We start from the raw sequence: 13824 nt of genomic DNA, 5'->3' as shown, positions 1-13824 counted from the left end.
CGACAGGTCAGGCCATGCTCTTGACCACCTTCAGGTACTCGCCGATGGCGTCACGGTTGCGGGTGAGGCAGTCGATTCGGCGGGTCATCTTCTCGCCCTCGCGTTCGAGCGTGGCGATCATCTCCGGTGTGGCGTCCGCGAAGTGGATCGCCCGCGGGGCGTCGAGGCACGGCAGTACCTGCTTGATGATCCGCGTCGGCAGTCCGGCGTCGAGCAGGCCGCGGATCTGGAGCACGCGTTCGACGAGGTAGGGGTCGTAGTCGCGGTAGCCGTTGGCCTCGCGGTGGGGAGTGATCAGCCCCTCGGACTCGTAGTACCGCAGCGACCTGGCGGAGGTCTCCGTCAGCAGGGCGAGTTCACCGATGCGCATGTGAGCTACCTCATGTCCGGTCGGGGCAGGACCGAGTGGACCTTGACATTGATGTCAAGGATAGACGATCCGGTCCATGGAACAGCTGCACGTATCCCCCGACCTTCCTCCCGTACGCGGGCGCGCCGAACGGCTGCCCCTGTCGGGCCTGCTCGCGCTCGGCACCGCCGGATTCGTCACCGTCATGACCGAGGCGCTCCCGGCGGGTGTCCTCCCGGCCATGAGCGCCGACCTCGGAGTGAGCCAGTCGCGTGCCGGACAGGCGGTCACGCTCTTCGCGCTCGGTTCCGTCGTGGCGGCGGTACCCCTGACCAAGGCCACCGCGTCGTGGCCGCGCAAGCGCCTCCTGCTCACGGCGATCTGCGGCTTCGCCGTGGCCAACGCGGTCACGGCCTTCTCGACGAGCTATCCGGTCACCATGGCCGCCCGCTTCCTCGCCGGCCTGGTCGCGGGGCTGCTCTGGGCCCTCCTCGCCGGATACGCGCGCGGCATCGTCGCCCCGGAGCGGCGCGGGCGGGCCATGGCCATCGCCATGGCCGGCACGCCGGTCGCCCTGTCCGTCGGGGTGCCGGCGGGAACGCTCCTGGCCCGACTGACGGGCTGGCGCGTCACGTTCGGGCTGATGAGCGTGTTCGCCCTCGTGCTGGCCTGCTGGATCCTGCGGCGGCTGCCCGACCCGCCGGGGCGGAACGGGCACGCCCCGGCCGGGTCGGTCGGCCGGGTGCTGCGGATCGCGGGCGTGGGCGCGGTCCTCGTGGTGACGGCCGCCTTCGTGCTGGCGCACAACATCCTCTACACGTACGTCGCGGCGCTCGCGGCGGCGGCGGGGATCGAGGATCGCGTGGACGCGGTGCTCCTGGTCTTCGGAGCGTTCTCGCTCGCGAGCATCTGGATCACGGGCGCCCTGATCGACCGTCACCTGCGCGCGTTGCTGCTCGTGGCGGTCGCGCTGTTCGGCGCCGCGGCGCTCGTACTCGGCCTGTTCACCCGCTCGCCCTGGCTCCTCTTCACCTGCGCGTCCCTGTGGGGGCTCTCCTTCGGCGGCGCGGCGACGCTCCTGCAGACGGCCGTCGCCGACGCGGCTGCCGACGCCTCGGACATCGCGCAGTCGCTCCTCGTGACGTGCTGGAACGCGGGGATCGCCGGTGGCGCCGTCGTCGGCGGGGCGCTGCTCGACCGGTCAGGTCCCCAGGCCCTGCCGTGGACGGCGCTGGCTCTCCTCGTGGTGTGCCTGACCGTGACGCTGACCGCGCGGCGGTACGCGTTTCCCAGCCGTTGCGCGAAGGACGCCGGGGCCCGGCGGCCTGATGCCGACCGATGACCTCGGCGTACGTCGGCGTACGTCGGCGTACGTCGGCGCACCTCAGCGCGCCACCCCCAGCGCCCGCAGCGCCAGCGCCCAGCCCAGGCGGGCCTCGCCGGATTCCGCCGGCCAGCCGGTGAGTTCGGCGACGCGGCCGATGCGGCCGCGGACCGTGTTGCGGTGGCAGTAGAGCCGCTCGGCGGTGCGGGAGGACGAGCAGCCCTCGTCGAGCCAGACGTGCAGGGTCCGCAGCAGCACCGCCCGCTCGGTACCGCTGCGCAGGACGCCGTCGAGATAGCGCCGTACGGTGCGTCCCGCGATCTCCGGGTCGGCGCAGAGCACGGCGTGCACCAGCCGGTCGTCGAGCGCGGCGACCTCGGCGCTGTCCGGCGGGAGGGTCGCGAGCGCGCGCCCCGCCAGCCGCAGCCCCTCGTCGGCGGCGGTCAGCTCCTCGAACGGTGGTGAGACCCCCGCCCGGCGGCGCACCGCCCCGCGCAGCAGGTCCGTCAGCTCCTCGGGCCCGGCCGGGCCGAACCGCACCAGGCCGACGACGACTTCCGCGCGCGGCCGCCAGAACGACCACAGCCCGGCCGCCGCCAGCGCGGGCCCCGGCTCGGCCGGCGACGCCGGGTCCTGGGTGACGACGACCACGGCGTACCGGTCGCGCGCGGGCACCCCGAGGGCGGTGGCGGCCGCGGCGGCCACGGCCGGGTCACCGCCACGGCCGTCGAGCAGCGCCTCGAAGAGGGCGCCGCGCCGGGAGTCCTCCCGGTGCTGCTGTTCGAGGGTGGTGAGCGCGTAGGCGTCGGCCATGGCGGACGAGAAGCGGTCGATGGTCTCCCAGAGCGCGCCCGCGAGGTCCCCGAGCATCCGCTGCTGCGCCGCCGGCCGGTCGCGCATCCGGTCCGCAAGGGCCTGCCAGATCACCCTGCCGCCGCGTCGGAACGCGTGGAGCACCGTGGCCAGCGGCACGCCCTGCTCGGCGCGCAGCCGTCCGGTCTCGGTGGCGGCGGCCTCGATGTGGCGGCCGCCGGAGGGCAGTTCGCCGAAGTCGTCGAGGGCCAGCTCCACGTTGCGGCGGCAGGTGACCCGCAGGTCCTCGTGGGTGACGGGCCGGCCGGCGGCGTAGAAGGGGCTGTGCGCGCGGATGTCGGCGGTCAGGTCGTCGGTGAGCCGGCCGATGTCCGCGAGCAGCACCGTCGCCAGCTCCCGGCGCAGCGCCCGCTCCTCGTCGTTCATGCGGGCAGGTTAGGCGGATGCACCGTCCAGGCGGAAGACCCGTTGCCGCTGCCCAGGTACGCGGCGAGAACGGTGTGCGTCCGCACATGGCCGAGCGGTCGGGCCGCCCCCGATCCTGGCGGTGCCCCCTACCCCGTACGAAGGAGCCGCCGTGCAGCTCAGCGTCGCCACCCTGCTCTCCGACTCGGCCCGACGCCACCCGGACCGCGTCGCCGTCGTCGAGGGCGAGGTCCGCCTCACCTACGCGCGCCTGTGGGACGACGTCCTGCGCTTCGCCGCCGTCCTGCGGGCGCGCGGGATCGGCCACGGCGACCGGGTGGCAGTGCTGCTGGGGAACACCGCGGACTTCCCCCGCGCCTATTACGCGGTGCTCGCGGCGGGCGCGACCGTGGTGCCGGTGCACGCGCTCCTTGTGGCCGACGAGGTGGCGTACGTACTGCGGCACAGCGGTGCGAAGGCGCTGGTCGCCGGAGGGGCGCTGCGGCCGGTGGCGGAGGCGGCCGCCGCCGCGGCGGGCATCGAGGTGCTGGAGGTCTCCGCCGGGGAGGAACGGCTGCCCCGCGCGGCCGAGTCGGCGGCGACGGACATCGCGGCCGTCCTCTACACCAGCGGCACCACGGGCCGGCCCAAGGGCGCGCTGCTCACCCATCTCAACCTCGTCATGAACGCCACCGTCTGCGCGGGCGACCTGCTCGGCCTGACGCCCGACGACACGGTGCTGGGCTGTCTGCCCCTGTTCCACAGCTACGGGCAGAGCTGCGCGATGAACGCCACGCTGCGCGCCGGTGCCGCCCTCGTCCTGCTGCCCCGCTTCAGTGGCCCCGCCGCGCTGGACACCATGGTCCGCGAACGGGTCACGGTCTTCATGGGCGTCCCGACGATGTACCACGCCCTCACCGAGGCCATCGCGCACGACGACCGCCGCCCGGCGGCGCTCCGGGTGGGCGTCTCCGGGGGCGCGGCGCTCCCGGTCGCCCTGCTGGAGCGCTTCGAGGCGGCCTTCGGCACCGAGATCCTGGAGGGGTACGGGCTGACCGAGACCTCCCCGGCCGCCACGTTCAACCAGCGCGCCACCGGCCGTCGCCCCGGGACCGTCGGTCACCCGGTGTGGGGCGTCGAGGCCGCGATAGCCGACCCCGAGCGGGAGCGGCGTGTCGCGCTCCTGCCGGACGGCGAGGTCGGCGAGGTGGTCGTCCGGGGGCACAACGTCTTCGCCGGCTACCTCGACGACCCCGAGGCGACCGCCGCGGTCCTGGTCGACGGCTGGTTCAGGACCGGCGACCTGGGCGTGCGCGCCGAGGACGGCTTCCTCACCATCGTCGACCGCAAGAAGGACCTCATCATCCGGGGCGGCTTCAACGTCTACCCCCGCGAGGTCGAGGAGGTGCTCGCCCGCCACCCCGCCGTCGCGCAGGTCGCCGTCATCGGCCTGCCGGATCCGGCCAGGGGCGAGGAGATCTGCGCCGCCGTGGTGCTGCGGCACGGCGCCACCGCGACCGCGGAGGATCTGGTGGCCTGGAGCCGGGAGCGGCTCGGCCGGCACAAGTACCCCCGGGTCGTGCGCTTCCTGTCCGAGCTGCCGCTCGGCCCCAGCGGCAAGGTGCTCAAGCGCGACCTGCGGGAAGCCGGGGCGTGACCGCCGCCGGGAGCGGTACGGGGACGCGCCCGGCGCACCGCCCGCGCCGCCGCCGGTCCGGGCGGGCCGGGGACTCCGATTGACGGCGCGGACGGGGCGGTGTGACGATGCGCCGATGTCGGACCTGTACGCCCGGATGGCCGCCCGGGTCGGTGACCTCACGGCCGTCGTGGTCGCGCGCTGCGCGGCGGAGGCGCCGTTCTACGCGGCGCTGCCCCGCGCCACCCTCCAGGGCGAGGTCACGCGGTCCATCGCGGCGGTGCACGCGCTGCTGCTCCGGGCGCTGCGCGACGGCGGTGCCGGGGGTGCGCTGGGGCCGGGCGAGCTGACCCGGCTCATCGAGTGGTCGGCGCGCCGGGCCGAGGAGCGCGTCCCGCTGGAGGCGGCGATCACCGCGTACCTGATCGGCGCCGAGGTGTGGTGGCAGGCGCTGACCGAGGTCGCGGAGCCCGGTGAGCTGGCCGGGGCGGGCGGCACGCTGCTCGCCTGCCTGCACGCCGCGCTGCCCGCGGTCGTCCTCGCCCACCAGAACGCCCGGGAGGACCTCCACAGCGAGGACAGGCGCGTACGGCGGGCACTGCTCGACGCCCTGCTGGCGGGACGGCCGTACGAGGAGCTGGCGGGCGCGGCGCGGGTGGCCGTGGCGGGTGCGTACGAGGTGGTCGCCCTCGCCTTCGACTCCGATCCGCCGAGCAGACTGGTGCAGTCCTCGCTCGACGCCTTCACCGGGATCCCGGTCCTGATGGACCACGTCGCCCGGATCGCCCTGCTGCCTGGCAGGAGCGATGTGCCGGGCCTGGTGGCCCGGTTGGAGCAGGACGTGGGCCGTCCCGTACGCGCCGCCGCAGCCCACGCCTCCGACCCGGAGACCATCTCGTCGGCGGCGCAGGAGGCCGCCCGCGTGCTGGACCTCGTCCGGCGCCTGCGACGCCCGCCCGGCTGCTACCGCCTCGACGACGTGCTGCTTGAGCACCAGCTCGCGCGCCCCGGGGAAGGCCTGGTCCGGCTGGCGGCCAAGCTGGACCCTCTGGAGGAGCATCCGTACCTGCTGGAGACGGTCCGCGTGTGCGTGTCGCAGGGCCTCAACCGCAGCCGGTCGGCGTCGGAGCTGTGCGTCCACCGCAACACCCTGGACTACCGCTTGCAGCGCGTGGCCGCGCTGACGGGCCTCAGCCTCGCGGATCCGGCGCAGGCACGGCTGATCGAGGCGGCGCTCGTGGCCAGGGATCTGACGGGGGCCGGGGGCGCGCCCCCCTTCCGCGTCCCCCCCTCCCCGTGATCGGCCATCCGTCAGAGCCAGGCGCGGAGTTCCTCGTGCCGGGGTGCGAGGACCGGGCCGGCGCCGGGGTGGTCGAAGACCATGACGGGCCGGTCGGCGTTCCAACCGGCCCAGCCCGGCTGTCCGGTGGTGGCGAAGGCGACCCAGGCGCGGTGCATGGCGTCGGCGAGCGGTTGGGGTGCGCCGGGCCCGGTCAGGTCCTCGGCGGCGCGCAGGTTGTCGAAGACGAAGCCGAGTTCCAGCGCGTGGCACGCGCCGAGCCCCATCACGGGCGAGCGCCAGCCGAATTCGTAGACGAAGGTACGGGCGGGCCGGGAGTCGGCGAGGCGGTTGAGCGGCCCCCGCAGGAGCAGGTCGGTGGCCATCTCGCCCAGGATCTCGCCGGGCTTGGCGTGCGGCCGGGTGGCCCGGTAGAGCCGCGCGAGCCGTTGCGGGACGCGGGCCTTCAACAGCGCCAGCCGGAGGGTGAGCCGGTTGATCCGGTCCACGGTCCCGCCCGGTACGAACCAGAGCCGGTACTCCTCCCGGTTGCAGCCCAGGAGCAGGTCGGCCTCGGGAGGGGCGGGGGTGGCCGGCACCACGTCGTCGTCGACGACGATGTGGAAGCCGGGACCGCCGCCGATGGGGTCGGACCGGTCGACGACGGCGGCCTGCGCGTCCAGCAGCAGGTCCCGGTCCACCGCGGCGAACGCCTCGGCGGTGGCCGGAATCCGCAGCCGCTTCGCCATCGCGCGTACGGTCTTCGCACCCTCGCGGCGGGACACCGTGTGCGGCGGGCCGCTCTGGAGGATGGCCCGGCGGAAGAGCCCCGTCGCGCGCGGGCTCGTCAGGAGGGCGGCGATGCTGATCGCACCGGCGGACTCCCCGCACACGGTGACGTTGTCCGGGTCTCCGCCGAAGGCGGCGATGTTGTCGCGTACCCAGGTCAGGGCCGCGATCTGGTCGAGGAGGCCCCGGTTGTCGGGGGCGTCGGGGAACACCCCGAACCCCTCGACGCCGAGCCGGTAGTTGACGGAGACGAGGACCACGCCGTCGCGGGCGAAGGCGCCCCCGTCGTAGAGCGGCAGGCTCGCCGAACCGTTGCGCAGGGAACCCCCGTGGATCCAGACCATGACGGGAAGCCGTCCCTCGGCGACGGACGGGGTCCAAACGTTGAGATTGAGACAGGCGTCCCCGGCGATGACGGGGTCGGGTATCAGCCGGTCGAGGGGCGGGCGGTACGGCCGTTTGGGGGCGGTGGGCCCGTACTCCAGGGCGTCCCGTACGCCGTCCCAGGGCTCGGCGGGGGCGGGGGCGCGGAAGCGGTGGGCGCCGAAGGGCGGGGCGGCGTAGGGGATGCCGAGGAAGGTGGCGATCCCGTCGCGGAGACGGCCTCGGACCTTGCCCTGCCCGGTGGTCGCGATGAGGTCCATGGCGGTCCTTCTGTACGTGGAGGGGGCCGGCCGCCCCTGGGCGCGGAAGCGTCGGGGGCGGCCGGCGGGGGTCACTGGCTCGCGAGGGCGTTGCGGCGGACGTCGGACCAGGTGCCGCTGTCGGCGCAGATCCCGCAGTCGGGCCCGAGGAACTGCGCACGCGCTGCCTGGTCCCCCATCAGGAGCGCCTTGAACCAGGCGGTGGTGGGCGCGGCGAAGGGGCCGGGGTCGCCGACGACCGTGAAGTGATCGGCGCCGCGCACCTCCGCGTAGACGGCCGGGATGTGGTCGGCGTCGTCGTAGAAGGCCTTGACCAGGAAGGGGAAGACGATGCTGTCCTTCTGCCCGGCCAGGAGGAGCGCGGGGACGTGCACGTCGTCGATGTCGGCGAGCGGTCCGGGCTGGATGGGCAGGATGGTGTCGATCCGCGGGTCGGCGCCGACGACGATGGCGGCGGCACCGCCCTGCGAGTGCCCGGAGGCGCCGATGTGCTCCAGGTCGACCCGGTCGTGGAAGATGCTGCCGGGGTCGGCGTCGCGACGGGTGAGCAGGTCGATCCCGGCGCGCATGGAGATGCCGAGGTTGGACTGCGGGGTGTTGGCGGCGGCGACGATGAAGCCCTGACTGGCCCAGTGGAGCAGCAGGTCGCGGTAGACCACCGGGAAGGCGAAGGTGCCGTTCCCCCACACGATCACGGGGTGACGGCGGTCGCTGGTCGCGATGTCCCGCGGGTAGTACAGGGTGGTCACCACCCCGACCTCCACCGCGGTGGCGTACGGGCCGGGCGCGCCGTAGTCGACGGCGGCCGCACCCGCGCTCGTGGACGAGGCGGCGGCGCCCGCGCCGGCGGAGGCCGTGAGGAGGAGCAGGATCGAGGCCAGAGGGACGAGCAGTCTTCTCCAGAGCACAGCGGACTCCCGGTGTCGTCACGGTGAACCGGATGTCCCACCCGGCCCACACCTTGTCTGACCGCACATCCTGGAGCACCCCTGGCACCCAGTCTCTGCGCAGGCGCGGCAAGCAACGCACGCGCGGCTTGTGCAAGATGCCGAGAGATCCGAGAGATCCGAGAGATCGCGCCTGGAACGCCACGCCGACGCGGGCGCGCGGACCCCGGATGTGCTGAGCTAGCGCCCATGTCCGCTGAAACGACCGAAAAACTGGATATCGGGCCCAGCACGGGGCTGACCGTGACCACGGCCGTCTTCCTGTTCCTGATCCTGCGGCTGTTCGCGGTCGCCGGCTACGACTGGCACACCGCGTTCGCCGTCCTCCACACCCTGGACCTGGACGACGGGATCAGCATCGTGCTGGGCACCGTGATGGCCAGCTCCCTTGCCGCGGCGCTGTTTCTGGCGCTGCTGGTGCCCGTCGCCGTGTTCCGCCTGGTGCTGAGCCTCCGCGCGGCGGGCGAGGAGCGGCGGGAGCGCGAGCGGTCCGGTCTGCCCGCCGGGCGCCCGGACCTTGAGGGCGTGACCCTGCTGGTGATCGCGCTGGCCGCCGTGGCCGCGTACGTATGGAGCTTCAAGGCGTGGTGGCTGCCGGTCGCCGCGGCTCTGGTGGGCGCGCTGTTCTTCAGCATCGCGTACGGGATGAAGTCCACCGGCTTTCTGCGCACGGCCGCCCTGTGGGCCGGCCGCCATCTCGGCGCCCTGATGGTCGGCGCCCTGCTGATCGGCGCGGCCACGGTCAGCACGCCGTGGGTGCCGCTGGAGCGGATCGCCCTCACCGACGGGCAGCAGATACGCGGTTACGTCATGGAGGCCGAACCCGGCTTCCTCAAGGTCCTCACCGACCATGACCGCGAGTTCCTCATCCTCAATGACGGCGATGTCGCTTCGCGGGAGGAGCTCGGGCGCCACTAGGAAGCCGAGGCGCGGGCCGCTGCGCGCGGGCGGTGTCGGCTCATGCCTCGTCCGCCCACAGGGCCGTGCGGCCGTCCGCCTGGACGTGCACGGTCGGGGACATCTCGCGGTACCCCCAGGAGGCTTCGCCGGGCAGGACCACCCAAGCCTTGGTCTGGGAGGCGAGGGCGGGCAGCTTGTCCACGGCGCACGCCGCGTCCGGGGTGGTCGACGTGCCGGGCGCGATCTCGATCCGTACCCCGACACCCCACTCCCCCGGGCAGGCCCGCACCGCTCCGGCCTGCACATAGGACAGCTTGACCGCAACCGTGACCGGCTCCCTCCCCGGGTTGGAGAGCCAGACGGCGAAGTCGAGCGTGGCGGCGTCGACCCGGGTGCACGGGCTCCAGGCGATCCCACCGGCGTACCGGACCCGAGCGCAACGGCTGTTCCCTCCGGTGCTGGGCATACGCGCGGCGTCGTTGGGGACTCCCAGGGCCGGAGGAGGAGCGGTCCGCACCGGCCCGTCGGCGGCTGTGGACCGCGCGGCGGACGCCCCGGGCGCGGAGACGTACCGCACTCCGAACACGACCCCGACGAGGACGGCGGCCGCGCCGAGGACCGCGAGCACGCCTCGGCGCGCCCGGGTCCGGCGCGGCGCGGACGCCGCGTCCTTCGCGGGCGGGTCGTCGGCGGGCGGGCTCTCCGGGGACGGGCTCTCCGGGGGCGGTTCAGGCGCGGTCGGATCCGGCTCGGGCGGCTCCACGGGGCTCGTCCCGTCGTCCAGGGCCTCCCAGCGCGCGGTCCACTCCGCGACCTCGCGGGCGATCCGCTCCTCGTCGACCTTGGCGTAGGTCAGACACGCGCGTACGTAGGCGAGGGCCACAGGGAGGGAGGGCCGGGTGTGCCCCCGGGCGGCGGTGGAGAAGGTGGTGTCGGAATAGGCGCTCCCGCTGCCGCTCCCACGCCCCCGGCTCGCCTTCGCCGACCAGGTCGCCAGTGTCCGGTAGGTCGGATCCCCGCACTCTCTGCGTAGGTCGCGCAGCCCGATGGCGAACACCGCCAGCGGGCCCTCGGCAGGGTCGATCGAGGCTTCCTGCCGGCCTTGCTTGCTGACCAATCGGTCCCTCCCGCGTCCGGCTTGATGACCGGTTGATTGCCGGAGCCAGAAGTGTGGCGGGTCATCAAGACCACCGCAAAGCTCCTGGCAGTCGAGCCGCTCGGGCCCCGTCCGGACGCCGCGAGGACCGGCTCGGCATGCGCACCAGGAGGACTTCAGCATGACGTTCGGACAGCAGATGGCCCGGGTGGCGACCCCCGTGGTCGGATCACTCGCTCTCCTCGCCGCGGGCATGGCGACCGCGCCGACCGAGGCGGAGGCCGCCCCCTTGGGCCGGGTCTGCATGTTCCTGGCACCCGACGGCGCCTACGGCGCGGGGCACGCGGCCTTCGCGTTCAAGGTCCGCGGGGAGAAGGACCACTGGATGTTCGGCTCGTTCGGCAGCACCACCGATTCCCCGCGGAAGGGGTGGATCAAGGGCGGCACGTGGAAGAAGGCCCGGGCGCACTTCACCAACGTCAAGGACGGGAAGGCGCGGTACTACACCGGCTACCGGTGCGTGAACACCCGTGACGGGGACGTGAAGCGGGCCCAGTCCTGGTACACCACGGTGAAGAACCGGGGCTACAACGTCACCACCAACAACTGCCTCCACATGTCGATGGCCGCCTTCAAGGGCTACAGCGAAACCCTCCGCAAGGACACCCGCCTGCGGACCGCCACGGGCCAGACCCCGAACGTCTACTACAAGAGCGTCCTCGACAAGGCGAAGTGGGAGAAGTCCCACCGTCTCGACGACCGGCCGAGGAACAAGAAGTAGCGGGCTGGTCCCGGGCTCCTGGAGGGGAGCCCGGGACCGGGGCGGCAGTACTGGGTAAGGTCACCAGGATGAGTGATGACTGGCGGAAGGACCGGATCGGCAGCGCGCTTCGGGGTGACAACCCCACGGTGCTCCGCGAGCTGGAGGCCGGGTTCGCCGTGATCGGGGACGTCCAGTTCCTCCCGGGATACTCCGTCCTTCTCGTGGACGACCCGTCGGTACAGCGGCTGTCGGACCTTCCCAGGCGCAGGCGGCTGGCCTTCCTGTCCGACATGGACAAGCTGGGCGAGGCCGTCGAACGCGCCTGCACGCAACTCGACCCCGCCTTCAGACGGGTGAACCTGGAGATCCTCGGCAACACCGACCCGTTCCTGCACGCACATGTGTGGCCGAGGTACGCCTGGGAGCCGGCCGATCTCGTGGGCAGACCGGTATGGCTGTACCCGCGCGAGCGATGGACCGACGAGGAGCACACGCTCGGCCCACGGCACGACGCGCTGCGGGAGACGATCAGCGAGGAGCTGAACCGGCTGACGTCCTGAGATCTGGGCGCTCGTCGCGATGCCCGCGTTCACCGGAAACGAAGCCGGTTCCTGCACCAGTGGCAGGGGGCGCAACACCCGCGCCGCGGTGGCCTCGCTCGCCGTGGTCGGGCTGACGTGGGCAACCGTCGTCGACCTGGACGTCGTGGACCGGACCCTGTCCATCGGGCGGGCCGACGACGCGCAGGAAGCGGCCGTCAAGGCCGCCGTGCACGATGATGGCCCGGATAGCCGGCGGCGGATCCGCCGAGCTCGCTCGGCCCCCAGGCGGCGGAGAACGCCTCCGGCTTCGTGACTGCCGTGCTCGTCGCCGTCCGGCTCGACGGAGCATGGATGCCGGCCTGGTTCGTCGAGGCGACGCAGGACGGCCTCATGACCAGCGGATACGTGGACGCCCTCACCGGCGTGGTGATCGAGCAGGCCTCGGCTCCGCCGGTCGTCGAGGACCCCGTACCCGATCTTGAGACCACGAACACCCCATGGCAGGCTCATGCCGCATGATCGATGAATTCGCGAAGGACAACCTGCACGGAAGACTGCGGCGCGACCGCCAGGCGCTGCTCTGGAAGCTCGACGGCTTGTCCGAGTACGACGCCCGTCGGCCGCTGACAGCGACCGGGACCAACCTCCTCGGCCTGGTCAAGCACGTGGCCACCGTCGAGGCCAGGTACTTCGGCGAGGTCTTCGACCGCCCCTCCCCGGAACCGCTGCCCCGGTGGCAGGACTCCGACGGCAGCGATCTGTGGGCGGCCGAGGGCGAGACCCGCGATCAGATCATCGACTTCTACCGGCGCACCTGGGAGCACGCGGACGCGACGATCAGCCGGCTTCCTCTCGACGCCCCCGGCCACGTGCCGTGGTGGCCGGAGCCCCACGCCCGCACCAACCTGTTCGCCATCATGGTCCATGTCCTCGGCGAGACCGTCCGGCACACCGGGCAGGCCGACATCCTGCGCGAGAACCTGGACGGCCGAACCGGGCTGCGCGCCGAACACGAGAAGCAGATCGACGAGCAGGCCCGCGCGGCCCACCGCGCGAAGATCGAGCAGGCCGCCAGGTCGGCCGGACGCGTCACGGCTTGAACGTGATGTCCTGTCGTCATCGGTGTCGTGGCGTGCCATGAGCTTCGTGCCTCGTGAGCTGCCAGCATGGGTACGGTCGAGTCGGTGCTCGTGCCGGGAGGTTCCATGCGTGCAGGTGTCGTGGTCGCCGCTCGGCCCGGTGTGGAGGATCTCGCCGTGCGGGCCGAGGAGTTGGGGCTCGACAGCTTCTGGGTCTATGACACCCCCATGGTCCACGGTGACCCCTTCGTCGCCTTGGGGCTGTGCGCCAGGGCCACCCGCCGCATCAAGCTCGGCATCGGCGTGACCTCACCGCTGCTGCGCTCGGCCCCGGCCGCGGCCAGCGGGTTCGCCAGCCTCAACGCCCTGGCGCCCGGTCGGATCATCTGCGGGGTCGGCACCGGGAACACCGCCCGGCGCACCCTCGGCATGCCGCCGACCACGGTGGCCGACCTGGAGCGTTTCACCGCGGCCCTGCGGGATCTGTGTGCCGGGCGCCCGGCCGCGTACCGCGAAGGCGACCGGGTCCGTGACGTCCGGTTCCTGCACGCCGGGGCGCACGTGAACACCACCGATCCGATCGAGTTCGTCGTGGCCGCGCTCGGGCCCAGGGCCGCCGCCGTCGCCGGTCGCCTCGGCACCGGCCTCATCTCCTTCGGCCTGCTCGACCCCGCCGCCTGGCACCACCTGCACACCGCCCGCCGACGAGACGCCGACTTCCCCGTGAACTCCTACCTGGTCACCGCGCTCCACCTGCTCCACGAGAACGAGGACGCCCACGGCGACGCCGCCCGGGACGCGACAGGTCACCTCGTCCTGTCGCTGCTGGACTTCGCCGCCGACAGACCCGCGGTCGCGGAGCGACTCGGCCCCGACGAGCGCGCCGCCGTGCGTTCGCTCCTGGAGCGGCGCGGCACCACCTCCACCGCGCCGGACCGGTACACCAAGCTCTACCCCGGCTACCTCGGCCGCATCGCACCGCAGGACCGGGACCTGGTCCTCCCCTCGCTGATGGACACCCTGGCCCTCGTCGGCACCCGCGACGCCGTCCTCACCCGTATCACCGCCCTGGAACAGGCCGGCGTCGACGAGCTCCTCATCCAGCCGGTGATCGACCCGCCCGCCGAGATCGCCCGGCTCGCCGAACTCCTCGCCTGAACGCCGCGCCCGTCCGAGCCGCGCGTCCACGTCGCAGGTCCAGCCGCCAGGGCGAGCGTCGCCCGGACGGTCGGGGGTGCGGCATGATGGAAGGCCCGCT

General features: G+C 73.2%; 15 protein-coding genes. 10 read left to right on the top strand and 5 right to left on the bottom strand.

The genetic code is table 11. The features are described 5' to 3' along the window. Positions 1-7: 7 nt before the first annotated feature. Positions 8-370, bottom strand: coding sequence for a MerR family transcriptional regulator (locus tag ABTZ54_RS24400; RefSeq protein WP_351666789.1), 363 nt, complete (start codon positions 368-370; stop codon positions 8-10). 76 nt (positions 371-446) lie between these two features. On the opposite strand from ABTZ54_RS24400, the gene ABTZ54_RS24395 reads away from it, so the two are divergent. Next, positions 447-1691 carry an MFS transporter gene (locus ABTZ54_RS24395; RefSeq protein WP_351666787.1) on the top strand — a complete coding sequence of 415 codons (1245 nt, stop codon included), beginning with the start codon at positions 447-449 and terminating at the stop codon, positions 1689-1691. A gap of 42 nt (positions 1692-1733) precedes the next feature. On the opposite strand, the gene ABTZ54_RS24390 is transcribed toward ABTZ54_RS24395, so the two are convergent. Next, positions 1734-2912 (bottom strand): PucR family transcriptional regulator, encoded by a 1179-nt coding sequence (locus ABTZ54_RS24390; RefSeq protein ID WP_351666785.1) that lies wholly within the window; start codon positions 2910-2912, stop codon positions 1734-1736. A 151-nt stretch (positions 2913-3063) separates the two neighbouring features. Here ABTZ54_RS24390 and ABTZ54_RS24385 point away from each other — a divergent pair, with 151 nt between their 5' ends. Together ABTZ54_RS24385 and ABTZ54_RS24380 are read left to right on the top strand one after the other, a co-directional pair. Further along, the gene (locus ABTZ54_RS24385) at positions 3064-4548 is read left to right on the top strand and encodes a long-chain-fatty-acid--CoA ligase (protein WP_351666783.1); all 1485 of its coding nucleotides are present in this window, start codon (positions 3064-3066) and stop codon (positions 4546-4548) included. A 115-nt stretch (positions 4549-4663) separates the two neighbouring features. Next, positions 4664-5827 (top strand): PucR family transcriptional regulator, encoded by a 1164-nt coding sequence (locus ABTZ54_RS24380; RefSeq protein ID WP_351666781.1) that lies wholly within the window; start codon positions 4664-4666, stop codon positions 5825-5827. Between the two features lie 11 nt (positions 5828-5838). On the opposite strand, the gene ABTZ54_RS24375 is transcribed toward ABTZ54_RS24380, so the two are convergent. Further along, the gene (locus ABTZ54_RS24375) at positions 5839-7239 is read right to left on the bottom strand and encodes a carboxylesterase/lipase family protein (protein WP_351666779.1); all 1401 of its coding nucleotides are present in this window, start codon (positions 7237-7239) and stop codon (positions 5839-5841) included. 71 nt (positions 7240-7310) lie between these two features. Beyond that, positions 7311-8147, bottom strand: a complete 837-nt coding sequence (locus tag ABTZ54_RS24370; RefSeq protein WP_351666777.1) for an alpha/beta hydrolase family protein — start codon at positions 8145-8147, stop codon at positions 7311-7313. A 282-nt stretch (positions 8148-8429) separates the two neighbouring features. Between ABTZ54_RS24370 and ABTZ54_RS24365 the strand changes: the two genes are divergently transcribed. Then, a complete protein-coding gene (locus tag ABTZ54_RS24365) occupies positions 8430-9104 on the top strand; it encodes a hypothetical protein (protein ID WP_351666775.1) in 675 nt (224 codons plus the stop codon). A 40-nt stretch (positions 9105-9144) separates the two neighbouring features. Here ABTZ54_RS24365 and ABTZ54_RS24360 read toward each other — a convergent pair whose 3' ends face one another. Next, a complete protein-coding gene (locus ABTZ54_RS24360; RefSeq protein WP_351666773.1) occupies positions 9145-10203 on the bottom strand; it encodes a hypothetical protein in 1059 nt (352 codons plus the stop codon). A gap of 160 nt (positions 10204-10363) precedes the next feature. On the opposite strand from ABTZ54_RS24360, the gene ABTZ54_RS24355 reads away from it, so the two are divergent. The 6 genes from ABTZ54_RS24355 to ABTZ54_RS24330 all read left to right on the top strand — a co-directional run bounded on the left by ABTZ54_RS24355 (position 10364) and on the right by ABTZ54_RS24330 (position 13724). After that, a complete protein-coding gene (locus tag ABTZ54_RS24355; RefSeq protein ID WP_351666771.1) occupies positions 10364-10963 on the top strand; it encodes a hypothetical protein in 600 nt (199 codons plus the stop codon). A 68-nt stretch (positions 10964-11031) separates the two neighbouring features. Continuing rightward, positions 11032-11505: an HIT family protein gene (locus ABTZ54_RS24350; protein WP_351666769.1), complete on the top strand. Its 474-nt coding sequence runs from the start codon at positions 11032-11034 to the stop codon at positions 11503-11505. A gap of 19 nt (positions 11506-11524) precedes the next feature. After that, positions 11525-11800 (top strand): hypothetical protein, encoded by a 276-nt coding sequence (locus tag ABTZ54_RS24345; protein ID WP_351666767.1) that lies wholly within the window; start codon positions 11525-11527, stop codon positions 11798-11800. After that, positions 11797-12006, top strand: coding sequence for a hypothetical protein (locus ABTZ54_RS24340; protein ID WP_351666765.1), 210 nt, complete (start codon positions 11797-11799; stop codon positions 12004-12006). The genes ABTZ54_RS24345 and ABTZ54_RS24340 overlap by 4 nt, the downstream gene beginning before the upstream one ends. Then, positions 12003-12587, top strand: coding sequence for a DinB family protein (locus ABTZ54_RS24335; protein WP_351666763.1), 585 nt, complete (start codon positions 12003-12005; stop codon positions 12585-12587). The genes ABTZ54_RS24340 and ABTZ54_RS24335 overlap by 4 nt, the downstream gene beginning before the upstream one ends. Before the next feature lie 105 nt (positions 12588-12692). Further along, entirely contained in the window at positions 12693-13724 is a 1032-nt protein-coding gene (locus ABTZ54_RS24330; protein WP_351666761.1) for an LLM class flavin-dependent oxidoreductase, read from the top strand. Positions 13725-13824 lie beyond the last annotated feature (100 nt).

It is taken from the genome of Streptomyces sp. NPDC094032 (assembly GCF_040303965.1).
Lineage (GTDB): Bacteria > Actinomycetota > Actinomycetes > Streptomycetales > Streptomycetaceae > Streptomyces.
This window is presented reverse-complemented; position numbering and strand designations above follow the sequence as displayed.